General features: G+C 62.8%; 20 protein-coding genes. 5 read left to right on the top strand and 15 right to left on the bottom strand.

Features of this window, described 5'->3' with window-relative positions; all coding sequences use genetic code 11:
* Window positions 1–152 precede the first annotated feature (152 nt).
* From QCE58_RS08515 to QCE58_RS08505, 3 genes are all read right to left on the bottom strand, one after another.
* Window positions 153–1,457, bottom strand: a complete 1,305-nt coding sequence (locus QCE58_RS08515; RefSeq protein WP_250434714.1) for an RNA polymerase sigma factor — start codon at window positions 1,455–1,457, stop codon at window positions 153–155.
* Window positions 1,454–1,852 (bottom strand): VOC family protein, encoded by a 399-nt coding sequence (locus QCE58_RS08510; RefSeq protein WP_175982886.1) that lies wholly within the window; start codon window positions 1,850–1,852, stop codon window positions 1,454–1,456. The genes QCE58_RS08515 and QCE58_RS08510 overlap by 4 nt, the downstream gene beginning before the upstream one ends.
* Window positions 1,853–1,929: 77 nt before the next feature.
* The gene (locus QCE58_RS08505; RefSeq protein WP_250521119.1) at window positions 1,930–2,283 is read right to left on the bottom strand and encodes a YciI family protein; all 354 of its coding nucleotides are present in this window, start codon (window positions 2,281–2,283) and stop codon (window positions 1,930–1,932) included.
* 277 nt (window positions 2,284–2,560) lie between these two features.
* Between QCE58_RS08505 and QCE58_RS08500 the strand changes: the two genes are divergently transcribed.
* Window positions 2,561–2,959 carry a DUF2917 domain-containing protein gene (locus tag QCE58_RS08500; RefSeq protein WP_250521118.1) on the top strand — a complete coding sequence of 133 codons (399 nt, stop codon included), beginning with the start codon at window positions 2,561–2,563 and terminating at the stop codon, window positions 2,957–2,959.
* 18 nt (window positions 2,960–2,977) lie between these two features.
* Here QCE58_RS08500 and QCE58_RS08495 read toward each other — a convergent pair whose 3' ends face one another.
* Window positions 2,978–4,636 (bottom strand): tannase/feruloyl esterase family alpha/beta hydrolase, encoded by a 1,659-nt coding sequence (locus QCE58_RS08495; protein WP_250521117.1) that lies wholly within the window; start codon window positions 4,634–4,636, stop codon window positions 2,978–2,980.
* 113 nt (window positions 4,637–4,749) lie between these two features.
* Window positions 4,750–5,610: a LysR family transcriptional regulator gene (locus tag QCE58_RS08490; RefSeq protein WP_008349626.1), complete on the bottom strand. Its 861-nt coding sequence runs from the start codon at window positions 5,608–5,610 to the stop codon at window positions 4,750–4,752.
* A gap of 153 nt (window positions 5,611–5,763) precedes the next feature.
* On the opposite strand from QCE58_RS08490, the gene QCE58_RS08485 reads away from it, so the two are divergent.
* On the top strand, window positions 5,764–7,155 hold the full coding sequence (locus QCE58_RS08485) for a DHA2 family efflux MFS transporter permease subunit (protein WP_250521116.1): 1,392 nt from the start codon (window positions 5,764–5,766) through the stop codon (window positions 7,153–7,155).
* A 40-nt stretch (window positions 7,156–7,195) separates the two neighbouring features.
* Window positions 7,196–8,191, top strand: a complete 996-nt coding sequence (locus QCE58_RS08480) for an aldo/keto reductase (protein WP_250502035.1) — start codon at window positions 7,196–7,198, stop codon at window positions 8,189–8,191.
* A gap of 4 nt (window positions 8,192–8,195) precedes the next feature.
* Here the strand turns inward: QCE58_RS08480 and rarD are convergent, their stop codons facing one another.
* Window positions 8,196–9,071, bottom strand: coding sequence for an EamA family transporter RarD (gene rarD, locus QCE58_RS08475; protein WP_008349632.1), 876 nt, complete (start codon window positions 9,069–9,071; stop codon window positions 8,196–8,198).
* Between the two features lie 244 nt (window positions 9,072–9,315).
* Between rarD and QCE58_RS08470 the strand changes: the two genes are divergently transcribed.
* Complete coding sequence (locus QCE58_RS08470) at window positions 9,316–10,377, top strand: AI-2E family transporter (protein ID WP_175982891.1); 1,062 nt, start codon at window positions 9,316–9,318, stop codon at window positions 10,375–10,377.
* Between the two features lie 120 nt (window positions 10,378–10,497).
* Entirely contained in the window at window positions 10,498–11,727 is a 1,230-nt protein-coding gene (locus QCE58_RS08465; protein WP_250521115.1) for a hypothetical protein, read from the top strand.
* A gap of 59 nt (window positions 11,728–11,786) precedes the next feature.
* On the opposite strand, the gene QCE58_RS08460 is transcribed toward QCE58_RS08465, so the two are convergent.
* The 9 genes from QCE58_RS08460 to QCE58_RS08420 form a co-directional block, all read right to left on the bottom strand.
* Window positions 11,787–12,227 (bottom strand): lysozyme inhibitor LprI family protein, encoded by a 441-nt coding sequence (locus tag QCE58_RS08460; protein WP_175982893.1) that lies wholly within the window; start codon window positions 12,225–12,227, stop codon window positions 11,787–11,789.
* A gap of 14 nt (window positions 12,228–12,241) precedes the next feature.
* Window positions 12,242–12,952: a LysM domain-containing protein gene (locus tag QCE58_RS08455; protein WP_250521114.1), complete on the bottom strand. Its 711-nt coding sequence runs from the start codon at window positions 12,950–12,952 to the stop codon at window positions 12,242–12,244.
* 167 nt (window positions 12,953–13,119) lie between these two features.
* On the bottom strand, window positions 13,120–14,784 hold the full coding sequence (locus tag QCE58_RS08450; protein ID WP_008349642.1) for a SpoVR family protein: 1,665 nt from the start codon (window positions 14,782–14,784) through the stop codon (window positions 13,120–13,122).
* A complete protein-coding gene (locus QCE58_RS08445; protein WP_309779438.1) occupies window positions 14,781–16,046 on the bottom strand; it encodes a YeaH/YhbH family protein in 1,266 nt (421 codons plus the stop codon). The genes QCE58_RS08450 and QCE58_RS08445 overlap by 4 nt, the downstream gene beginning before the upstream one ends.
* Window positions 16,047–16,250: 204 nt before the next feature.
* Entirely contained in the window at window positions 16,251–18,173 is a 1,923-nt protein-coding gene (locus tag QCE58_RS08440; protein ID WP_008349646.1) for a PrkA family serine protein kinase, read from the bottom strand.
* A gap of 386 nt (window positions 18,174–18,559) precedes the next feature.
* Window positions 18,560–19,321 carry a hydratase gene (locus tag QCE58_RS08435; RefSeq protein ID WP_250521113.1) on the bottom strand — a complete coding sequence of 254 codons (762 nt, stop codon included), beginning with the start codon at window positions 19,319–19,321 and terminating at the stop codon, window positions 18,560–18,562.
* Window positions 19,322–19,437: 116 nt separating this feature from the next.
* Window positions 19,438–21,153, bottom strand: coding sequence for a methyl-accepting chemotaxis protein (locus QCE58_RS08430; RefSeq protein ID WP_008349650.1), 1,716 nt, complete (start codon window positions 21,151–21,153; stop codon window positions 19,438–19,440).
* Window positions 21,154–21,335: 182 nt separating this feature from the next.
* A complete protein-coding gene (gene rbsK / locus QCE58_RS08425; protein WP_250518191.1) occupies window positions 21,336–22,268 on the bottom strand; it encodes a ribokinase in 933 nt (310 codons plus the stop codon).
* A 36-nt stretch (window positions 22,269–22,304) separates the two neighbouring features.
* Window positions 22,305–23,327: a LacI family DNA-binding transcriptional regulator gene (locus QCE58_RS08420; RefSeq protein ID WP_008349655.1), complete on the bottom strand. Its 1,023-nt coding sequence runs from the start codon at window positions 23,325–23,327 to the stop codon at window positions 22,305–22,307.
* Window positions 23,328–23,337 lie beyond the last annotated feature (10 nt).

Raw genomic sequence — 23,337 nt, 5'->3', positions numbered from 1 at the left:
GTCAGTCGCCAGCTTGCCAGTGGTCGCAAAAACACGACATTTGTATCTTGCTAGAACACGACATTCTCATGTTGCTCCTACATCAAAAACGCCGATAATTTGTCTTATGTTAAATCAATGACGCGATTGGACGAAGCTCATCTCTCACAGTCTCATCCCATCTCGCCAGCCCGCTCCAGCAGAAACGCGCGTTCCCGCCCGTTCTTCGTCAGCGAAGCCGCGCGCTCGAATTCCGCGCGCGCCTCGTTCTTGCGTCCGAGCTTCGCGAGCAGATCCGCCCGCACGCTCGGCAGCCAGTGATAGCTCTTGAGCGCGGGTGCGTCGGCGAGCGTGTCGACGATCGGCAGCGCGGCTTCCGGCCCGTACGCCATGCTCACGGCGACCGCGCGATTCAGTTCGACGACAGGCGTCGGCGCAGTCTGCATCAGCGCGTCGTAGAGCGCGACGATCATCGGCCAGTCGGTGTCGGCGGCGCTCGGCGCGCGCGCATGGCACGCCGCGAGCGCCGCCTGCAACGCATACACGCCGCGCGCACCGCCCAGCGCTTCGGATCGCTCCAGCGCGGCAAGCCCGCGCCGGATCAGAAGCGGATCCCAGCGGCTGCGGTCCTGATCCGGCAACAGCACCGGACGGCCTTCCCGGTCGACGCGCGCCTTGGTCCGCGACGCCTGAATCTCCATCAGCGCGACGAGCCCGTGAACCTCGCTCTCATCCGGCGTCAGCTCCGCGAGGATGCGCCCGAGCCTGAGCGCGTCTTCGCACAACGCCGGTCGCATCCAGTCGTCGCCGGCGGTCGCCGAATAGCCTTCGTTGAAAATCAGATAGATGACTTCGAGCACCGATCCGAGCCGCGCGGCGCGCGCATCGGCTTTCGGTACCTCGAACGGCACGCGGGCGGCCGACAGCGTGCGCTTCGCGCGCACGATACGTTGCGCGATCGTCGGCTCCGGCACGAGAAACGCACGCGCGATTTCATCCGTCGTGAGTCCGCCGATCAGGCGCAGCGTCAGCGCGGCGCGGGCATCGACGGACAGCACCGGATGACACGCCGTGAAGATGAGCCGCAGCAGATCGTCGCCGATGTCGTCCTCGCGCGCGGCATCGAGCGCATCGACGAAATCGGGCGTGATATGCGCTTCCCGCGCGTCGAGATCGCGTCCGTATTCTTCGTGCTTGCGCGCGTGCAGCGCGTGTTGCCGCAGACGGTCGAGCGCCTTGTTCTTCGCTGTCGTCATGAGCCACGCTCCCGGCTTCTCGGGCACGCCCACGCCCGGTTGGCTCCAGTGTTCCAGCGCGGCGACGAACGCGTCCTGCGCCAGTTCCTCGGCAAGCGCGACGTCGCGCACGACGCGCGCCACGCTCGCGATCACCTTCGCGGACTCGATGCGCCACACCGCGTCGATGGCGCGCCGGGCGGCATCGTCCGGCGTGCTGTCCCGTTTCGCGCGCCCGCTCACGCCGCTTCCGGATCCATGTGCACGAGCTCCCAGATATGGCCGTCGAGATCTTCGAATCCGTGGCCGTACATGAAGCCGTGATCCTGCGGCGCGCGCGGCGCACGTCCGCCCGCGGCGATGGCTTTCGCAACCAGATCGTCGACTTCCGCCCTGCTTTCGCACGACAGGCACACGAGCGCTTCGGTGCTCGCGTGGGCATCGACGATCGGTTTTTCGGTGAAAGTCTGGAAGAACGTTTCGACGAGCAGCATCGCGTAAATGTTTTCGCCGATGACGAGGCACGCGGCGTCGTCATTCGTGAACGCCGGATCGAAGCTCAGGCCCAGTGCCTTGAAAAACGTCATCGAACGCTTGAGATCGCGAACGGGAAGGTTCACGAAAATTTGTTTGTGCATGGCGGCGGTCTCCGGGTTGATCGCTGTTTTCAATACCACGACGAACGGCGCGCAGGAAAATCGACACGAAGCGCGTGTCAGGTATAGCAAGGGCCGACTTTTCGGACTTCGACGGTGCACCATTTCGCTGCCGGACATTCGGCCGCGATCGCGACCGCTTCGGCGCGCGTTTCGCAATCGATCAGAAAAAAGCCGCCAATCATCTCCTTAGCTTCGGCGAACGGTCCGTCGATGACGCGCGCATCGCCGTTCGTTGCGCTGACGCGCGCCGCATCCCTGAGCGATGTCAGCGATTCGACCGCGCGCAGCACGCCGCGCGCCTTCAGTCCTTCCGCGAATTCGCCCATCTGGCGATACGCCTCGCGCCCCTCTTCCTCCGTGCGCTGGCCACGCTGTTTGACCGGTTCCACGACGAGTAGCAGATAAGCCACGACGAGCCTCCGAATGTTTTTTGATTGCGTTCAAGTCTATCTCGATATTGACAAACACGAACATGCCCATCGATACTGCGACACATGCACGCAGCCATCCTTTTCTCCATCGCCGCGATTAAAAGCCGCATGAACGCCATCCGTGGCGGGTCATCGGGACAGCGTGTGCGCTAGCAGAAAAGCAAGCAGACAGATTCCGAAGGCCCCGCCGCAAGACGGGGCCTTCTTGTTTTTGCGTGCAAGGTTCCGTCTTCGGCTCACATCATGGAGAGCAGAGATGGAAAAGGTATCGCAAGTTTTCGCGCGTCATGGCGTCGGCCACGGCGTCGCTTCCGGGCGCCTTGCTGCATCGGGCGCGCGCGTCGTGGTCTTTGTCGAAGTGCATCCGCATCAGATGGTGTCGTGGCGGCTCACGCGCGACGCCGAACTGCGCATCGGCGATGCGGTGGCGCCGTCGATCTGGCTGACGCGTCATCGCGATCCGTACGATTACTGGATGAAGCCCGGCGATGTCGTGCGTCTCGCGCGCGGCGAGCGTGTGTGGCTCACGTCCGAGAGCGATCAGCCGATCGAGGTGTCGCTCACGTCGTATCGCGTCGCGAAGCGCGGACTCGTGTCGCGCTGGCTGGCGAGATACTGGCCGCGCATGTCGGACCGGCACGCCAACGCATTCTGACGATGCCGATGCCGATGCTCACGGCTCGACACAACGGAAGCTCGCCGCGACGTTGATGCTGCCCTTGCCCATATAGCGCGGATAGTTCGGATAACGGCACATCGGCCGCGTGCGTCCGTTGGTGGCGGGCGCGATGTCGCTGCCAATGAGCGTCTCCGGCGCGATGCCGTTGCTCACCCAGTCGTCGAGCGCGCCGAGCTCGTCCCACGCGGGGATGAACACGCCGTTGCCGTGCTGGAATCCCGGCACCATGTAGAGCCGCATGAACGCATCGACGCTGTCCTTTCCGTAACGATCGACGAGCCCGCGATAAAACGCGATCGTCTGATTCGGGCTGATGACTTCGTCGGCGAGGCCGTGCATCGCGATGAGCTTGCCGCCATGCGCGATGAACGCGGTGAAATCCGGGTTCATCGCGCCGACGGTGTACGCGAGCGTGACGAGGCGCTGCTTGAAGCGCCCGGGCGTGTCGACGTCGAACGTGAGCGAGCTGAACGCGAGATCGCGCGTGACGAAGTGGCGGATATAGGCATCGCCTTGGGCGAACAGATAGCCGTTCGCGGCGAACGTCGGCGGATTGAGCAGCGTCGGCGAATCGCCGAGGCCGAGCGCGCCGGAGAAGTCCACGCCCTGAAACACGTTGTAGCCCGGATAGGCGCTGACGTCATACGCGAGCGGATACGGCAAGGTGACGCCGTCGCGCAGGGTCTCGAGCGTGTCGATCTGCGCGTCCGACAGACAACTGTCGCGCAAGGAAGGCCGCTGTCCGTTCTCGCAACGCAGCGACGCGATGATCTGCGGCTCCAGTTTCCTGCACGCCTCGACATTGCTGACGATCCCGTCCGCCGCGCCGTCGAGCCGGTCGCAATCGTGCACGACGGTCTCGAAGACGCGCCGCTGCTGCGCAAGGCCGACGAAGCCGCCCGGCTTCGCATACGACGCCTGGCCGATCTTCACGCCCATCAGCCGCACGCCGGAAAAGTTGATGGCGGGCGCGTTGGCGATGACGCCGTCGTAGTCGTTCGGAAACCGCTCGATCACCGTGAAGCCCTCGCGGCCGCCGGTCGAGCCGCCCGCGAAATAGGTCTTTTCGGGCGCCCGCCCGTAGCCCATCTGGATCAGCGCGAGCGCGACGTCGCGGGTTTTCTTCAGATGGCCGAAGCCGAAGTTCACGATGGCTTCGTCGTTGCCGGCGAAGTCCGCGCGCCCCGAATTGCCGACGTGGCCCGAATCGGAGCCGAAGGTCGCGTAGCCGCGCGCGAGCGGCGTCGAATCGGGGGCGAAGGACATCGGCTCGGTGCCGGAAACGATGGTGCCGTTGTAGCCGCCGCCGCCCATCTGCAGGGCGCGGCCGTTCCAGCGGCTCGGCAGATTCACTTCGAAGCGGATATCGGGCGTCGTGTCCTGCAGCGCCCTGATGAAGCCGGTAATGCGGCAGTATTCGCCGTTGCGGTTGCCGAGCGCCGCCGCCTTGACGACCGATGCCGAAACGATCGCCGCGCCGCGCGTCGGCAAGCCGATGATAGACGCGGGCACGGTTTTCCCTTCGAGATCGGCGCAGTGTTTCGTCAGATAGGTCGCCGCGTGGGCGTTCGAGCACGCGGCGAACGCGATCGCCGCGAGAAGCGCACGGATGCCGGGCAAACCGGAAGTGAAGAAAAGGAAGAACCGAAGCACGTCTTTTAAGGTGGCTACTTCAAACGCCGCACAATATATAAGAACAGTTTGCAGATAGCCATTCGGGTCTGCCGGTCGTTGCAGGGCCGCGTCCGGTGCCCTGCCCGCACATGTCATTCGCCGTCCCATTCGCCGCGCAGATCGCTATTTTCCAGAAGCTGTAGCAAGGTTTCGGCCGGACGGCTCAGATGTTTGGCGCCGAACGCGATGAATTCCACTTCGGGCAATTCGGGCAAGTCGGCGCGATTCACCGGCGGCGCGAGTCCGCGCGCCGCCAGGAAATGCGAGCGCACCGTCAGCCCGAGACCGCCGCGCGCCGCGGCGATGCAGCCCGCGTGGCTGCTGCTCGTACAGACCATCTGCCAGCTTGCGCCCGACATCGCGAGCGAATCGAGCACGACGCCGCGCGTGACGCTCGGCTCCGAGACCAGAATGAGCGGCAGCGGCTCTTTCGTATCGACGACCGTTCCCGGCTTCGCGAGCCATTCGAGCCGGCCGGAAAAAAGCCGCATGCCGCGCGCATCGCCCAGACGCCGCTTGCCGACCGCGAGATCGAGCTCGCCCGCATCGACCATCTGATAGAGCCGTCCCGTCATGCCGATCGTAATCTCCAGCTCGACATCGGGATGCGTGTCGCGAAAGGCCGCGAGCACGCTCGGCAGCGGCCCGAGCGCGATATCGTCCGATGAGCCGAGCCGCACGCGTCCGCGCAGCCGCGGCGAGCTGAACTGCGACTGCGCGTGCGCCATCGCTTCCAGAATCACGCGGGCGTGGACCAGCATCGCTTCGCCGTCGGCGGTGAGCGCGAGCGAATGCGTATCGCGCACGAAAAGCCGCCGCCCGACGCTCTCCTCCAGGCGACGAATATGCTCGGACACGCTCGACTGCCGCAGCCCGAGCTGGCGCCCGGCGTCGGTGAAGCTGTGCGACGCGGCCACCGTCGCGAATGTCGTCAGCCAGACTGGATTGAGCATGCGATATTGTCATCGCATATTCCGATGACAGTCAATGCGGCTAGCGGTCTTCCCGATGACGTGCGGAGTCATTAAGATTTCACATATCGCGCAAACGACCTTGTTTTCAAAAGGCTTTCGTGGGCGCGCGGCCCTCCGCAACTCCGCTTCCACATGACCAAAGGTTCCTCCCACACGGCACTGCTCTGGATCGTCGCCGTGGGCTTTTTCATGCAGGCGCTCGACACGACCATCGTCAACACGGCGCTGCCTTCCATCGCGCGCAGTCTGAACGCCGCGCCGCTCGCGATGCAGTCGATCGTCGTCGCCTACACGCTCACGATGGCGCTGCTCACACCCGCATCGGGCTGGCTCGCCGACCGCTTCGGCACGCGCCGCGTCTATCAGGTGTCCATTTCGCTGTTCGTAATCGGCTCGCTCGCCTGCGCGAACGCGCACTCGGTGAACCAACTGGTGCTCGCGCGCGTGCTGCAGGGCGTCGGCGGCTCGATGCTGCTGCCGATCGGGCGTCTCGCCATATTGCGCGCCGTGTCGGGCGAAGCCTACGTTTCCGCGCTCGCGATGATCTCCGTCGCCGGCCAGGTCGGCCCGATTCTCGGCCCGACGCTTGGCGGCTGGTTCGTCGAGTCGTTCTCGTGGCACTGGATCTTCCTGATCAACGTGCCGATCGGCGCGGTCGGCTTGTACGCGGTGCAGCGCTTCCTGCCGAACGACACGGTGCATGACGCCCCGCCCTTCGACTTCGTCGGCTGCGGCTTGCTCTCGATGTGCATGGTGTCGTTCTCGCTCGCGCTCGATTGCCCGGTCGAGACGCATCGCGGCGCGGTATCGGCGGCGCTGTTCGCGCTCGCGGCCGTGTCGGCGTTCGCTTATGTTCCGTACGCGCGCAAGAAGCGCAATCCGCTCTTTCAGCTCGCGCTCTTTCGCGAGCCGAACTTCAGCGTCGGGCTGATCGGCAATCTGCTATGCCGGATCGGATCGAGCGCCGTGCCGTTTCTGCTGCCGCTTCTGATGCAGCTCGAACTCGGCTACAGCCCGCTGCATTCGGGTCTGATGATGCTGCCGATCGCCATCGCCGGCACGATCAGCAAGCGCTGGATCGCGCAGCTCGTGAAGCGTTACGGCTACGACATGTTCCTGCTCGTGAACACGGCGCTCGTGGGCGCGTCGATCGTCGCGTTCGCGCTGTTTTCGCCGACGCTGCCGCTCGCCGTCGAAATCGCGATTCTCGCCGTGTTCGGCGCGTGCAACTCGATGCAGTTCGCCGCGATGAACAGCGTCACGTTGAAAGGCCTGTCGAGCAAGGACGCGGGCAGCGGCAACAGCCTCTTCTCGATGGTGCAGATGCTCGCGATCGGTTTGGGCGTGTCGATCGGCGGCTCGCTCGTGCAGCTCTTCCAGGGGTCGTTCTCGACTGCGACCGGCTTCAAGCTGAGTTTCGTGTGCATGGGCGTCGTCACGTTGCTGTCGGGTGTCGTGTTCCGCTATCTCGATGACGCGCCGGGCCGCTCCGCGCCTGCCACAGCGGGCAAGCGCGCGGCATAGCAAGTATTCTGTCCGTCCAACCGATCTTTGGAGCGCAACCGTGCAATACCGCAAATTCGGCAATACCGGTCTCACCGTTTCGCGTCTCACCCTCGGCACGATGACCTTCGGCCTGCAGACCGAGGAAGACGTGTCGCGCAGCATCATGGACCGGGCAGCGGACGCGGGCGTCAATTTCATCGACACGGCGAACGTCTATCCGCTCGGCAGCGGGCACGATCTCGCGGGCCGCACCGAGGAAATCGTCGGCCGCTGGCTGAAAGGCCGTCGCGACCATTACATTCTCGCGACCAAGGCCGTGCATGAAATGGGGCCGCTCGCGTGGCACAAGGGCGCATCGCGCAAGCATCTGCTCGACGCGATCGATGCATCGCTCAAACGGCTCGATACCGATTACGTCGATCTCTATCAGCTTCACAACGACGATCACGACACGCCGCTCGACGAGATGCTCGAAGCGCTCGATACCATCGTGCGGCAAGGCAAGGCGCGCTATATCGGCGTGTCGAATTTTCTGGCGTACCGGCTGGCGCGCGCGCTCGGCCGCTCGGATGTGCTGCGCGCCGCGCGTTTCGTCTCCGTGCAGCCGCGCTACAACCTGCTCTTTCGCCAGATCGAGCGCGAATTGCTGCCGCTCGCGACCGAGGAAGGACTCGCCGTCATTCCCTACAACCCGCTCGCCGGCGGACTGCTGACGGGCAAGCACCGCTACGACGCCGCCCCGAGCGACGGACGCTTCACCGGCGCGGTCGGCAAGGCAGGCGCGATGTATACGCAGCGGTACTGGCACGAGCGCGAATTTCACACCATCGAAGCGATCAAGGGAATCGTTGCGCCGACCGGACGCTCGCTCGCGAGCACGGCGCTCGCGTGGGTGCTGGCGAATCCGGCGGTGACGTCGGCGATCATCGGCGCGAGCCGGCCCGATCAGCTGAACGAGACGCTCGCGGCCGTCGATCAGCCGATCGATCCCGACATCAAGGCGAAGCTCGATGAAGCGACGGTCGAATACCGCTTCGGCGACGCGTTGCGCTGATCGTTCAGACGCGGGCCGCGCGGGCGCGAACCACGCCTTCGAGCGAGTAGATCGCGAGCGCGGTCCAGATGGCGCCATAGCCGATCACCTGATCGTGCCCGAAGAACTCGTGATAGATCACGACGCCGATCAGCAATTGCAGCGACGGCGTGATGTACTGGATGAGCCCGAGCATCGATAGCGGAATGCGCCGCGCGCCTGCCGCGAACAGCAGCAGCGGCACCGCGGTCACGGGCCCCGCCGCCGCAAGCAGCAGTTTCACGCTGAGCGAGGCATGTTCGAAGCCGCTGCCGCCGTGCGAATTCAGAAAAAAGAGATACAGCAGCGCGACGGGACACAACAGCATCGTTTCGAGCGTGAGTCCTTCGAGCGCGCCGAGCGATGCGGTCTTGCGCAACAGCCCGTAGCCGCCGAAGGTCAGCGCGAGCGCGAGACTGATCCACGGCGGCGCGCCGTTCACCCACGTCAGCCACGCGACGCCTGCCGCGGCGATCGTTACCGCGAGCCACTGCACCGGCCGCAGCCGCTCGTGCAGGAACGCCATCCCGAACAGCACGTTGACGAGCGGGTTGATGAAGTAGCCGAGACTCGCCTCGACGATGCGCCCGTCGTTCACCGCCCAGATATAGATGCCCCAGTTCGCCGACAGCAGCACGGCGCTCGCGGCGAAACGCGCAAGCAGACGCTTGTCGCGCAGGACGGGGCCGAGCCACTTCCATTGACGCCGCACGGTCATGACGATCAGCAGGAATGCCATCGACCACGCCATGCGATGCGCGAGCATCTCGACCGCGCCGATCGAATGCAAGGCCTTGAAGTAAATCGGAAAAAGGCCCCAGATGGCAAAGGCCGCGAATGCGTAGACGACGCCTGGATTCATTGTTCGATGCGTTGAGCGGATAAACGCCGCGTACGAACGATCGGCTCGTTCGCGCGCCTGCTCGCCGTGTTCCCGGAAAGCGATCCGCAAGGATTGGAAGCCGGATTTTAGTCGACGCGAGCGGTTCGGCTCCAGCAGTGACCGAACAATCGGCCGGTTCGCGGCGAACCCTTGGACGAATTCTTGCTCGAACCCTAGCGCGAACGCCCCGCTCTTCGCCCTTTTGTTTGTTTCCTGGCCGCTAATGAATAACCACAACGTCAATCAGAATTTCTTCCATATCCTGCTGTGCGTCGTGACGCTCGCGCTCGCCTGGGTGCTGCTGCCGTTTTTTGGCGCCATCTTCTGGGGTGCGATTCTCGCGATCCTGTTTCAGCCGATGCAGCGTTACCTCGCCGCGCGCTTCGGCAAGCGTCGAAACCTCGCCGCGCTGACGACGCTGGCCGCCGCGATTCTCATCGTCATCATTCCGCTCGCGATCGTCGCGGTGACGCTCGTGCAGGAAATCGCCCTCGTCTACGCGCGGATCAAGAGCGGCGAGCTGAATTTCGGGCTTTACTTCCAGCATGTGCTGCACGCGTTGCCGGCGTCGGTGCAGCAACTGCTCGGCCGTTATGGACTCGACGACATTCCCGGCGTGCAGCGCAAGCTGATGGAAGGCGCGTCGCAGATCAGCCAGTTCGCCGCGACGCAGGCGCTGTCGATCGGGCAGAACACGTTCCAGTTCGTGGTGAGCTTCGGCGTGATGCTTTATCTGGTGTTTTTTCTACTGCGCGATGGCGGCGAAATCGGACGGCGCATCCGGCGCGCGATTCCGCTCGATCCCGAGCCGAAGCAGCATCTGATCGCGAAGTTCACGACCGTGGTGCGCGCGACGGTCAAGGGGAACATCGCGGTTGCGGCCGTGCAGGGTCTTCTCGGCGGGCTGATTTTCTGGATTCTCGGCATCGGCGGTTCGCTTTTGTGGGGCGTGCTGATGGCGTTTTTGTCGCTGCTGCCCGCGGTCGGCGCGGCAATCGTGTGGGCGCCCGCCGCGCTCTACTTTTTCATGACGGGGCAAATCGTCAAGGGGCTGATTCTGGTCGCGTTCTGCGTCGTGGTGATCGGGCTCGTCGATAACGTACTGCGACCGATTCTCGTCGGCAAGGATACGAAAATGCCGGACTGGGTCGTGCTCATTTCGACGCTCGGCGGGATGGCGCTTTTCGGCATCAACGGGTTCGTGATCGGGCCGCTCGTCGCGGCGCTGTTCATGGCGAGCTGGGATTTGTTTTCGCAGGATGGGGTGAGCGGCCGGGGCGAGTGACGCGCGTTGGTCTGCCTGGTGTCGTGGCCTGCTCGTCTGTAACGAATCATCAAGAAGATGTGTCTTGGCGTGCAGGCTGTCTGTATGTGGTGGTTTCGAACCACCATCCGGCAGTACCGCATGACAACCGATCCCAGACTCGCAAAACTCCGAGCAACGGCAACTGGCTTTTTACTTTGCGCGGTGCTCGCCGGTTGCAACGGCAGGCACGACGACATGCCCGCCGCGGCCGACGACGTTCCGGTGCTTTCGGTTCCCCTCAAGCGTGACGGCCACTGGCTCCTCGAGGCGCGCAGCGCGGACGGCAAATCAGTGCGGGTCCTTCTGGATACAGGTGCGACCCTGAACGTACTCGATAGGCGCGGTCGGCTGGCCGCCGTCCCGATGACGACGGCCGCCGAAGCGGTTTTCCTCAGGAACGGCCTGCTATCGGAGTCCCTTGGCGACCGCGCCGTCACGAGCGGAACGGCGAGCGACACGATGCGCATGGAGCTTGGCACGAGTCCGCCGATCCGTCTCGACGGCTGGTCGATCCCGGCGGGCGGCGCTGTGCTCATCGGTGATATGGCGCGCCTTTCTTCCGTCGATGAGAGGCCTTTCGACGGCATCATCGGGATGGAGTCGATGCGCAATCTGACATGGCGAGCCGATTATGTTGCCGGGCGGCTCTCCGCGTATGCCGGCGAAGCACCTGCGCATGCATGGCAGCAGTGCGCGTTCATGACGCTGGATGCCGCGCAGCGAACGCCGCTCATCGAACTGCGTCTCAGGGACGAATCTTTGCCGTTCCTGCTCGATACGGGCGACAACGGGGATGTCGCGCTGCCACAGGAAACGTTCGATGCGATCGCGGAAGCGCAATGGTTCGAGCGCATCAATACGACCTTTTCCTACGATGCGACCGATCGATTCACGCCGAATCAGCAGGGTTTGATCGCCGGATTCGCCATCGGTCAGAAGGCGCTACCGAAACTCACGGTGCTGGCAGGCTCACCAACGCCTCGTATCGGCCAGGGCTTGCTGGAAAAGATGGACCGCTTCGAAATGGATTTCCGTCACTACCGGTTCTGCTTCGATCTTCCCGATACGCCCAAAGACAGCACGCCCTCGATCATCGGCGCTGGCCTGCAGCGCGCTGGCGATCGCTACAGGGTCGCCGCACTCGCACCGGACGGCAGATTGGCCGCAAGCGGCATCGAGATTGGCGATCGGGTCGTCATGGTTGAGCGGACGTCGGTTGCGACGCTTAAGTTCGTCCGTCTGCTCGAACTGTTGAACGCGGCCGCGACCGGCGAGGTGACTGTCGAACGAGGGAAACGCACGCTGGTTATCAAGTTGAAGGCGATCTGAATTGCGGCGCGTAGTGGTCGTCTCGCAGCATTGGCGCGCTGCCATGCCACGTACCCCGGTTACTTCGAAGGTAGTTCCGACGCTGCGCTGCGCAGTTGTTCTGCGCGTCTGCTGTTGAGTTCTGCGATGCACGCGAGTCGCCTGATCTCGTGAGAATTCCCTGCGGCCCCACCATTGAGTGACGCTGAGAATTTGCATTGAGCCTCACGATACTGAGTGAACGACTTATTCGACGTTGAGAGACCCGCTCGGGCCGCGCGGCTGAATCTGTCGTCTTCATCCCACTGCGCGAGCGCGCTGATAGCATTCTGTTCGGCCTGTTTCAAATCGCGTTCGCTCTGATTTGCTTTTTCCTCCAGGCACGCGCGCACGTGCACCTGCGAAAAGTGGAGTGAACTGCATTGTGCGCGTAGTTCCTTTTCGCTCAACACTGAATTTGCATGACCGAAAAATGGAAAGCAGGCTATTAGACTCACGCCGACGCGCCTTAACGTACTCATGGCCTTCTCATTCTTCATCGCGCAATAATGGTCCAGACGTAGTCGAATTTTTTTGCGTACTCGCTGTCCCCACCGCCGTTATAGCGATTCGCAATCATGGCTGAGTTTATCGGTCGCCAGCCAGTGATGACTTGTCCGATCGATGCCTTTCGGCACTTTAAGATTTGACCCGAGCGCAGGATATTCGCTGCCGGATTCAGGCTTTTGAGCACATCGACCGTACTCCCCTGCGCCTTTGCGATCTTTTCGAGGCTATCGCCACCCTTGACGGTTACATCGAACGTTCTGGAATCGCCGTCCAGCACACTTCGGTACTCGAATCTTGCCGAACGCATGAGCAGATAACCCACTCCCGCCCGAATGTTATGAAGGGGGTCTGCTCTGACCGACGCGACCGTCAGGCGGGACTTCCATGCTGGCGGCAGAATCAAGTCTCCACCTTCCTTGGCAGAGAGCAGCGCTGACAGCCCCGGATCTCCTGCTACACCTATTTGCATCGGCTTCTTTTTCCATTCGGAACTGTTGGCGCCGGATTCGACCCATGTCATTGCCTTGATGATCCGCCAATCGAGCGGTCGATATCCCGCGTTTCCGATCAGGTGATGATTGAATTCGCTGACCGCCAGCTGAACTTCATTGTCCCAACTGTTCCATCTATCATCCCCAACCGCTGCACTTATTCCGTCGCGCCATTTATCAGAACTGGGTGCTGAATTGTCCGCCATGGTTCGATCCTCCTGCGGACAATTCTCAGTCATGTAGCGCAGATTGTTTAGACGAATCCTCTTAATTCGTGGCTGACTGCGATCCATGCGAAGCGACGTCTGAGCAAAAAAAACGCGCCGTCCTTTCAAGACGGCGCGCGTTGTTCAGATAACTGTCGGAGGTGATGTCAGCGCGTACTCGGCGCCGTATACCGGCATTCGAACCGCTTCCTCACCGTTCCGTTTTCATCGACGCTTTCCAGATAAACGTCGAATTGCCACAAGCGCGCCATGTGCTTGAGCACTTCGTCGCTATCGTTCGCGAGATGGCGGTTATCCGTCATGAAATGCCGCAGCGTCAGGCTGCGATCCCCACGCGTGTTCACCGAATAAACCTGAATGTTCGGCTCCCGATGATGAATATCGTATTGCCGCGACAGCGCCTGACGCACGTAACGATATCCGCTGTCGTCATGAATGGCCGACACTTCCAGCGCATCGCGCATATCGTCATCGAGAATCGAGAACAGACGCATTTCCCGGATCAGATGCGGCGACAAATACTGCGCGATAAAGCTCTCGTCCTTGAAATTGCGCATCGCATAATGCAGCGATTCCAGCCAGTCGCTTCCCGCGAGTTCCGGGAACCATTCGCGATCCTCGTCCGTCGGGTTTTCGCAGATGCGGCGAATGTCGCTCATCATCGAAAAGCCGAGCGCGTACGGATTGATGCCGCTGTAATACGGCTTCGTCACCGGCGGCTGATACACCACATTCGAATGCGAATGCAGAAACTCCATCATGAAGCTGTCTTCGAGACGGCCTTCGTTATAGAGCGTGTTCAGCAATGTGTAATGCCAGAACGTGGCCCAGCCTTCGTTCATGACTTGCGTCTGCCGCTGCGGATAAAAATATTGCCCGATCTTGCGCACGATGCGGATCACTTCCCGCTCCCACGGCTCAAGCAACGGCGCATTCTTCTCCGCGAAATACAGCAGATTCTCCTGCGGCTCCGGCGGATACCGGCTTTCGGTTTCCTCGGGCGACGGCTCCTTGCCCTTGGGCAGCGTGCGCCACAGTTCGTTGACCTGCGATTGCAGATACGCTTCGCGCTCGCGGCGCATCGCCGCTTCCTTCGCCAGCGACAGTTTCTGCGGCCGCTTATAGCGATCGACGCCGTAATTCATCAGCGCGTGGCACGAATCGAGCAGTTCCTCGACGCGATCCAGCCCGTAACGCTCCTCGCACTCCGCGATGTAATTCTTCGCATAGACGAGGTAATCGATGATCGCGTGCGCGTCCGTCCACAGGCGGAAAAGATAATTGCCCTTGAAAAAGGAGTTGTGCCCGTACGCGGCGTGCGCAATCACGAGTGCCTGCATCGTCATGGTGTTCTCTTCCATGAGATACGCGATGCAGGGATTCGAGTTGATAACGATCTCATACGCGAGGCCCATCTGCCCGCGCCGATAGCCTTTCTCGGTCGCAAGAAAGTGCTTGCCGAACGACCAGTGGCGATAATTCACCGGCATGCCGACGGACGCATACGCATCCATCATCTGCTCGGAGCTGATGATTTCCAGTTGGATCGGATAGGTGTCGAGACCATAACGGTTCGCGACGCGCGATATCTCGGCGTCGTACTCCTCGATCAGTTCGACGCTCCAGTCCGACGGGCACGGCAGCGGTCGCCGCTTCTCCGATACATTCATTCTGCCTTCCTCGTGCGCGCCGTCTGCTTTCGCGGACGCCTTGCGTTGCCTGGCCTCTGATTCGAGCTGGGAATCCACACGATCGTCCGTGCCTTCCAGCTGATACCCACGCGTCTCGTTGTGCAAATGCCGCGTCGTCATGCGGCCGCCTGCTGCTTCTCGAACAGCTCGCGGAACACCGGATAGATGTCCGCCGCCGAATCGACTTTCTTCATGGCGAGTTCAGGCGCGCCCATCGCAAGCTGAGCATACTCCAACCAGAGATTCTGCTCCTCCGGCGCAACTTGAATATAGGCAAAATACCGGACCTTCGGCAGGATGTCTTCCGCGAGCAGCTTGCGGCACTTGGGCGAGTCGTCCGTCCAGTTGTCGCCGTCCGATGCCTGCGCGCCGTAAATGTTCCATTCAGTCGGCGAATAACGCTCGTCCATGATCTTCTTCATGAGTTCGAGCGCGCTCGACACAACCGTGCCGCCGCTTTCCGTCGAATGGAAGAACGTGTCTTCGTCCACTTCTTCCGCGCGCGTATGGTGCCGGATGAACACGACTTCGATCTTCTCGTAGTTCCGCTGCAGGAACAGATACAAAAGGATGAAGAAGCGCTTGGACAAATCCTTGCGTTGCTCGTCCATCGAACCGGAGACGTCCATCAGGCAGAACATCACGGCCTTGCTCGACGGCGTCGGCTGCTTCACGCGATTGATGTAGCGCAGGTCGAACGGATCGATGAACGGAATGCGCGTGATCCGGCCCTGCATGATGACAATATCCGCTTCGAGCCGGGCGATGTCTTCGGGATCGCCGTTCTCTTCCTTCAGCTGTTCGAGCTGGCGCTCCATCTCACGCAGTTGCGATGCAAGCGGCCAGCCGAGCGCGATGCGCCGTCCGAGCGCGGAGCGCAGCGATCTCACCACGTCGATATTGTTGGGCGTGCCTTCCGCCGCCCAGCCCGCGCGCACGTTCTTCCACGTCGGCACGGCGAGCAGTTGCGTCTTGACGAGGCGCGGCAGTTCGAGATCGTCGAAGAAGTACTGCATGAACTCTTCGCGCGACAGCTCGAAAACGAAGTCGTCCTGCCCTTCGCCTTCGTTGCTCGCGCTCTTGCCGCCGCCGCCCGCGCCGCCCGGCGGGCGCGGAATCTTGTCACCGCGAATGTAATCCGCATTGCCCGGATGAACGTACTCGCGCGTGCCGCCCGGTCCGTGACGGACCGAGGGCTCGGAGATGTCCTTCTTGGGAATGGTGATGCTCTGAGTGCTTTGAATGTCTTTGATGCTGCGATCGCGCACCGCGTCGGAAACGGCGCGGCGAATGTAACTCTTGACGCGTCGCAGGAAGCGCTCGCGATTGGCGATGCTCTTGTTCTTGCCGGCTAACCTGCGGTCGATGATTTGGTGCAGCACATCCAGTCTCCCGCGTTATTGGCGAGGTTGTGAGACGCTGCGCGGAGCTTCGACTAATCGCAGCGTCTTTCGTCTCGCAAACTGTCCACTGTGCGGTCCGGTTGCAATCCACGCGCCCGGGCCGCCGGGACTTCCTGACTATCGCTTTGCGCGGGACCGGAGCCAGGCGCTTCGAGCGCCGGCTCCCGTCTTGCCTTGCTTACATCACGACGACTTGCGCACGCGCAGATACCAGTCGCACAGGAGCCGGACCTGCTTCGGCGTATAACCCTTGGCGACCATGCGATTGACGAAGTCTTCGTGCTTGCGTTGCTCTTCGGCCGATCCTTTCGCGTTGAACGAAATCACCGGCAGAAGTTCTTCGGTGTTGGAGAACATCTTCTTCTCGATCACCACACGCAGCTTCTCATAGCTGATCCACGCGGGGTTCTTGCCGCCATTGGCCGCACGAGCGCGCAACACGAAGTTCACGATCTCGTTGCGGAAGTCCTTCGGGTTGCTGATGCCCGCGGGCTTCTCGATCTTCTCCAGCTCGGCGTTCAATGCCGCGCGGTCGAAGCTCTCGCCGGTGTCGTGATCGCGGAACTCCTGATCCTGAATCCAGAAGTCCGCATACGTCACATAGCGGTCGAAGATGTTTTGTCCATACTCCGAATACGACTCCAGATAAGCGGTCTGAATCTCCTTGCCGATGAACTCGGCATAGCGCGACGCGAGCACGTCCTTGATGAACGACAGATACTTCTGCTCCGTTTCCGGCGGGAACTGCTCGCGCTCGATCTGCTGTTCGAGCACGTACATGAGATGCACCGGATTCGCCGCGACCTCGCTCGAATCGAAGTTGAAGACACGCGACAGGATCTTGAACGCGAAACGCGTGGACACGCCCGTCATGCCTTCATCGACACCCGCGTAATCGCGATACTCCTGATACGACTTCGCTTTCGGGTCCGTGTCCTTCAGGTTCTCACCGTCGTAGACCTGCATCTTCGAGAAGAGGCTCGAGTTCTCCGGTTCGTGCAGACGCGTGAGCACGGCCATCTGCGCCATCATCTTGAGCGTGCCCGGTGCGCAGACCGCCTCGGCGAGGGACGAATTGCGCAGCAGCTTCTCGTAGATCTTGATCTCTTCGCCGTAGCGCAGGCAGTACGGCACCTTCACGACGAAGATACGATCGAGCAGTGCTTCGTTGTTCTTGTTGTTGCGGAACGCCTTCCACTCCGACTCGTTCGAGTGCGCGAGGATGACGCCGTCGAACGGAATCGCGCCGAAGCCTTCCGTGCCCTTGAAGTTGCCTTCCTGGGTCGCGGTCAGCAGCGGGTGCAGCACCTTGATCGGCGCCTTGAACATCTCGACGAATTCCAGCAAGCCCTGATTGGCGAGGCACAGGCCGCCGGAATAGCTGTAGGCATCGGCGTCGTCCTGCGAATACGTTTCGAGCTTGCGGATGTCCACCTTGCCGACGAGCGACGAGATGTCCTGATTGTTCTCGTCACCAGGCTCGGTCTTGGCAATGCCGATCTGACGAAGAATCGACGGATAGCGGCGCACGACGCGGAATTTGCGGATGTCGCCGTTGTACTCGTGCAGGCGCTTCACCGCCCACGGCGAGAGAATGCTCTTGAGATAGCGGCGCGGAATGCCGTATTGCTCTTCGAGCACCGGACCGTCTTCGTCGTAATCGAAAAGGCCGAGTGGCGATTCGTTGACGGGCGAGCCCTTCAGCGAATAGAACGGCACCCGCTCCATGAGCTGCTTGAGTCGTTCGGCGATCGACGACTTGCCGCCGCCCACCGGACCCAGCAGATAAAGGATCTGCTTCTTCTCTTCGAGACCCTGCGCCGCGTGCCGGAAGTAGGACACGACGTTCTCGATCACTTCCTCCATTCCGTAGAACTCGCGGAATGCCGGATACACCTTGATGACCTTGTTTGCAAACACACGCGATAAACGCGGGTCGAGCCGAGTGTCGACCATCTCCGGTTCCCCGATGGCCGTCAACATGCGTTCGCCCGCTGTTGCATATGTGGCAGGATCTTCTTTGCAGAGCGCGAGATACTCTTCGAGCGAGAATTCCTCCTCGCGAGTTTTTTCGAAGCGCGTCGCGAAACTGCTGTAGATATCCATGCTACCTCCTCGCCGAAGTCAGAAAGCTATGCCGTGCGCAACGCGCGTAATCGAAACGACATCGCTTGAAATCATCCTAAACCCTTTCGAATTTTTTTTCACGCACTTGCGTTGTTCATTTGCTTCGAAGAATTCCTAGCTTGGTGCGCTATTTTCGTTCACCTACAATGTTCATCCCAATGTCGCTATCCTCTTGCGCGACATGGTCCCTGCCTGTTCGCTTCCCCGCGCTCTTCGCTACTTATCTACTGCTTCCGTCCGCCAATGCGACGTGCGCCTCACATCCTTGGTTACGTGGACAAGCGCTCAAGAGATGCACGCATCCGATAAAGACGATGCGCGTGCGACATCATCAATAATCGTTCCCGGTGCGGCGCATCCGAACATCATGCGAGCACCAATTCCAGTTCGCCGATGCGATCGATCGCACCATGCAGCATGCCCGGTCCATCGACGCGATACGCGCCCGTATAGGAACCTGTTGTAATGGTCCAGAACGGCTCGACCGTCAAACCCATGCGAGAACAATGGTTGACGAGCCACGGCAGCAATTCGCGCGGATCGCCCGCGGGATTGCCGAGCGCGGCCGGTGCGATCGACACGCCGTCGAGGGTGAATTCCAGTCGCGGCATCAGAAAGTCGAAGCCCGGCGCGACGACGTCGTAAGGTTCCATGCCCGATACGACGAGCGCGCCGTTGTTCTGCGAATCCGCGAGCTGGGCCAGCGGATCGAGATTGGGCCATTGAGCGAAACGGCTGTCGACGACTTCGAGCGCGACCGCGATGCCGCCGATCGCGTCGAATACTTCCTCGCGTGTGTAAGGGTCGGGTCGCGCGGGCAGCGCATAGGAAAAGCAAAACGCGACTTCGAGTTCCACGAGCACGCGGAAAAACGATTGAAAAGGTAGGCGCGCGGGCGAAACATGGACGAGCGCGGCGTCGATGGGCGCGCCCGTGGCGAGCGCGTCGGGGGCGCGCGCGCCGATCTTCCAGGCGCCGATGCGCGCATCCGCCTCTCTCAGCATCTCGTGCTGGATCGCGTAGGCGGTGGGCGCATCCGCAGGTATGTCGGCCGGCGCCAGCGTGTCGATCAGCTGATGCCGGCGGCGGGCGTCCGCGAGCTTCGCGGCGAGTGTCGATCCGGTCATGTCGATATCCTCGTGTGAGCGGTGAGGCACCCACCAGTGTACGGGTTACCGGATCGACGTTGGTCGCGCGCGTGTGCACTCGCGCGCATTCGGGCCTTAAGCGCCGTCTGTCACGCTCAGAACGTCTCCCAGTCGCCGCTTGCCTCCGTCGTAGCGGACGCTTTCGGCGCGGGCGACGGCGCGGCGGGTGCGCGCTTCGCCGACTTCAAGGCAACGCGCGCAGGCATCGTTGCGCGCGGTGCAATTTTCGCCGCCATCGTGGATGCTGCCGGAACAGCAGCAAGCGCCGCGCCGTCCGCGACCTGGAACACCGCCACCGCCTGCCGCAGCCGCCCGGCCTGATCTTCGAGCGACTGCGCGGCGGCCGCCGCTTCCTCGACGAGCGCCGCGTTCTGCTGCGTGACTTCGTCCATCTGCGTGACGGCGCGCGACACCTGCTCGATGCCGCTCGACTGTTCCTCCGACGCCGCCGCGATCTCGCCCATGATGTCGGTCACGCGCTGCACCGCGCCGATGATCTCGCTCATCGTGCGGCCGGCTTCGTCGACGAGCGTCGTGCCCGTCTGCACGCGCGCCACGGACGTGTCGATGAGTTCCTTGATTTCCTTCGCCGCCGCCGACGAGCGTTGCGCCAGACTGCGCACTTCGCCCGCGACGACCGCGAAGCCGCGCCCTTCTTCGCCCGCGCGCGCCGCTTCGACGGCCGCGTTGAGCGCCAGAATGTTGGTCTGGAACGCAATGCCCTCGATGATCGTGATGATGTCCGCGATCTTCGACGAACTGCCGTTGATCTCGCGCATCGTGTCGACGACCTGCGTGACGACCGCGCTGCCCTTGCCGGCGATTTCCGACGCGTTCGCCGCGAGTGCGCTCGCCTGCCGCGCGTTGTCGGCGTTCTGGCGGACGGTGCCGGTCAGCTCTTCCATGCTCGACGCGGTTTCCTGCAGCGCCGATGCCTGTTCTTCCGTGCGCGACGACAGATCGGTATTGCCCGCGGCGATCTGCTGCGTCGCCGACGCGATCGATTCGCTGCCCGAGCGCACCGTGCGGACGGTCGTCAGCAGGCTCGCGCGCATCTTGGCGAGACCTTCGAGCAACTGGCCCATTTCGTCGCGCGACGTGATGGCGACCTCGCGGCGCAGATCGCCCGCGGCGATCGATTCGAAATGACCCAGCGCCGCTTCGAGCGGCCGCGCGATGGCGCGCCTGAGCGACAGCCACGCGAACGCGGCCGCGGCGATGCCGAGCGCGATCGCGCCGAAGCTCAGCGCGCGGAACCATCCGAAGCGGTCCTGCGTCTCCTCATAGCTTCTCGCGGATGCTTCGGTCAGATGCTTGCGCAGCGCGTCGTTGGCGTTGGCGAGCTCGTTGTACGTCGCCTGCATCGCCTTGGCGTTCGCGATGATGGCGTCGTGATCGTTCGCCAAGACCGCCGCGACGCCCTTGTCGACGATGCCCTGCAGCGCGAGGCGCCGGTCCTGAGCGGCGTCGGCGAGGCGCTTTTCTTCCGGCGCTTGCGGCAGCGCCAGGTATTGCTTCCAGTAGCCGTCCGCGCGTTCGCGCATCATGCGCGCGCGCTCGACCGTGGCCGCCACCTCCGGCGTGCCGGCGAGCAGCGCCGCGCGATCGAACACGAGACGCTCGCGCGCCGCATACATTTCCGCGTTGCCGACGGCGATCGCCGCGGGCATCTGCACCGAATAGGTGTCTTGAAACGCGCGATTCGAATGGCTCATGCCGGTGAGCCCCAACGCGCCGATCGCGATGAGCAGTGCCCCCAGAAACGCCATCGAGATGCCGAGGCGCGCCTTGATCGTCAAAGCTGTTTTCATTGAATTTTTTCCCTGATGTCGCTCGCGAGCGGAGTCGTCGTTGCATGGCAGCGTGCGCGCGGGACATCGCGCGACCGCTATCGATGTAAACGGCGCGAAAGTGTCGGCACTTGAGGAATTTGTTTCGTATGAAAAGAAAACGGCGCGTCAGACGCGCCGTGTTTTCAATGAATATTGAAAAGTTATGCTGAAATTTCGCTGCGGTGCGGAATCGATGGTTGCGCGCCCTCGCGCGTCACCGCGATTGCCGCCGCGCGCTGGCCGAACGCGATTGCGTGCATTGCCGCCGCGCCGCGTGCGAGTTCCGCCGCGAAGCCGCCGATGAACGTGTCGCCGGCGGCGGTCGTATCGACCGCTTCGACGCGCGGCGACGGCAGATGAACGCCTTCGTCGTCCGCGCCGTCGAGCAAAGCCAGCACGCCTTGCGCGCCGAGCGTCACGATGACGTTGCGCGCGCCTTTCGCCTTGAGCGCCTGCGCGGCGCGGCGCGCGTCGTCGGGCGTTTCGATGGCGACCCCGGAGAGCGTCGCGGCTTCGAGTTCGTTCGGAATCAGATAGTCGATCAGCGGGAACCAGTCCGGCGGCAATTTGCGCGCCGCGGGCGCGGGATTCAGGATCGTCGTGCGCTTCAGGCGACGGCCGGCGGCGAGCGCGGCGCGCACGGCGTCCGGCGGCGTTTCGAGCTGGCACACGATGACGTCGGCGCGCGCGATGAGCGCCTCCTGCGCTTCGATGCGCGCGGGCGTGACTTCGGCGTTGCTGCCCGCGACGATGACGATCGCGTTCTGGCTCGCATCGTCGACGACGATGAGCGCGACGCCCGTCGGCGCGCTGGCGCTGGTCGCGAGCGCCGTGCAGTCGATGCCTTCCGCTTCGAGGCTGCCTTTGAGCGTGGCGCCGTTCGTATCGGCGCCGACGCAGCCGATCATCGCGACATGCGCGCCCAGGCGCGCCGCGGCGACTGCCTGATTGCTGCCCTTGCCGCCCGGCATCTGCGCGAACGCGTGTCCGGCGAGCGTTTCCCCCGGTCGCGGCAGGCGCGGCGCGCGCGCGACGAGATCCATGTTGAGGCTGCCGACCACGGTCACGCGGCCGGTTTTGGCACTGTCGCCCATCTCGTTTCCTTTGGTTCCTTTACTGCACCGCGGTCGTTACGCCTTCGCGCCGCGCGACTCGGGCACTACCGCGGTCGATTCGCGGCGCACGAGGCGCGGCGGCACCACGCGGCGGCGCGTCGTGCCCGTCAGCTTGCCGGTGATGCGCTCGATCAGCGTCTGCGCGGCCATTTCGCCGAGCGCGCGCACCGATTGCCCCACCGTCGACAAGGCCGGATAGGTGTAGCGCGACAGCTCGACATCGTCGAAACCGATGATCGAGCAGTCCGTCGGCACGTTGATGTGACGCTCCGCCGCCGCACGCAGCGCGCCGATGCCCATCATGTCGTTGCACGCGAAGATCGCCGTCGGCTTCATGTTGTCGAGCAGGAGCGAGGCCGCCGCGTAACCGCCCGTCGCGGAAAAGTCGCTCTGCTGGATCGCGTTCGGCGCGATTTCCATGCCGCGCTCGGCCATCGCGCGGATGAAGCCGTGCAGGCGCATCGCGGAAACGGCGGTCGCGACGGGGCCTGTGATGCAGCCGATCTTCGAATGCCCGAGCTGCAGCAGATGCCGCGTCGCGAGATACGCGCCCTTTTCGTGGTCGATCTGCACGAGGTCCGATTGCAGCCCCTCGATATTGCGGTCGACGATCACGAGCGGCTCGCGCGCGCCCGCGAGGCATTGCGCGAGCACCGAGTCCTCGCCCGCCGATGCAATCACGAGCCCGTCGATGCGCTTTTCCTGCAGCACGCGCAGATAGTTGCGCTGCTTCGCGGGATCGTCGTCGGAGTTGCAGAAGAACACGCAATAGCCGTTCTTCGCGCAGCCGTCCTCGACGCCGCGCGCGAGCTCCGCGAAATACGGATTCGTCGCGTTCGGCACGAGCAGGCCGATGGTCGCCGTCGAGCGCGCCTTCAGCGAGCGCGCGACCGCCGACGGCACGTAGTCGAGCTCACGGATCGCCCGCTCGACTTTCGCCCGCACGTCGGCCGAAACCGGCCGCGAATTGTTCACTACGTGGGATACCGTCGTAAACGACACCCCGGCAATGGCTGCCACGTCTTTGATCGTCGCCATACATCGTCCT

The sequence above is a fragment of the Caballeronia sp. LZ028 genome (assembly GCF_031451415.1).
Lineage (GTDB): Bacteria > Pseudomonadota > Gammaproteobacteria > Burkholderiales > Burkholderiaceae > Caballeronia > Caballeronia zhejiangensis.
This window is presented reverse-complemented; position numbering and strand designations above follow the sequence as displayed.

Bases quoted from the DNA above. Each gene is read 5' to 3' on its own strand.
- QCE58_RS08470 (WP_175982891.1), top strand. From the start codon at position 9,316: ATGAATAACCACAACGTCAATCAGAATTTCTTCCATATCCTGCTGTGC.
- QCE58_RS08465 (WP_250521115.1), top strand. From the start codon at position 10,498: ATGACAACCGATCCCAGACTCGCAAAACTCCGAGCAACGGCAACTGGC.
- QCE58_RS08510 (WP_175982886.1), bottom strand. From the start codon at position 1,852: ATGCACAAACAAATTTTCGTGAACCTTCCCGTTCGCGATCTCAAGCGT.
- QCE58_RS08500 (WP_250521118.1), top strand. From the start codon at position 2,561: ATGGAAAAGGTATCGCAAGTTTTCGCGCGTCATGGCGTCGGCCACGGC.
- rarD (WP_008349632.1), bottom strand. From the start codon at position 9,071: ATGAATCCAGGCGTCGTCTACGCATTCGCGGCCTTTGCCATCTGGGGC.
- QCE58_RS08420 (WP_008349655.1), bottom strand. From the start codon at position 23,327: ATGGCGACGATCAAAGACGTGGCAGCCATTGCCGGGGTGTCGTTTACG.
- QCE58_RS08430 (WP_008349650.1), bottom strand. From the start codon at position 21,153: ATGAAAACAGCTTTGACGATCAAGGCGCGCCTCGGCATCTCGATGGCG.
- rbsK (WP_250518191.1), bottom strand. From the start codon at position 22,268: ATGGGCGACAGTGCCAAAACCGGCCGCGTGACCGTGGTCGGCAGCCTC.
- QCE58_RS08485 (WP_250521116.1), top strand. From the start codon at position 5,764: ATGACCAAAGGTTCCTCCCACACGGCACTGCTCTGGATCGTCGCCGTG.
- QCE58_RS08450 (WP_008349642.1), bottom strand. From the start codon at position 14,784: ATGACGACGCGGCATTTGCACAACGAGACGCGTGGGTATCAGCTGGAA.
- QCE58_RS08440 (WP_008349646.1), bottom strand. From the start codon at position 18,173: ATGGATATCTACAGCAGTTTCGCGACGCGCTTCGAAAAAACTCGCGAG.
- QCE58_RS08455 (WP_250521114.1), bottom strand. From the start codon at position 12,952: ATGGCGGACAATTCAGCACCCAGTTCTGATAAATGGCGCGACGGAATA.
- QCE58_RS08460 (WP_175982893.1), bottom strand. From the start codon at position 12,227: ATGAGTACGTTAAGGCGCGTCGGCGTGAGTCTAATAGCCTGCTTTCCA.
- QCE58_RS08435 (WP_250521113.1), bottom strand. From the start codon at position 19,321: ATGACCGGATCGACACTCGCCGCGAAGCTCGCGGACGCCCGCCGCCGG.
- QCE58_RS08490 (WP_008349626.1), bottom strand. From the start codon at position 5,610: ATGCTCAATCCAGTCTGGCTGACGACATTCGCGACGGTGGCCGCGTCG.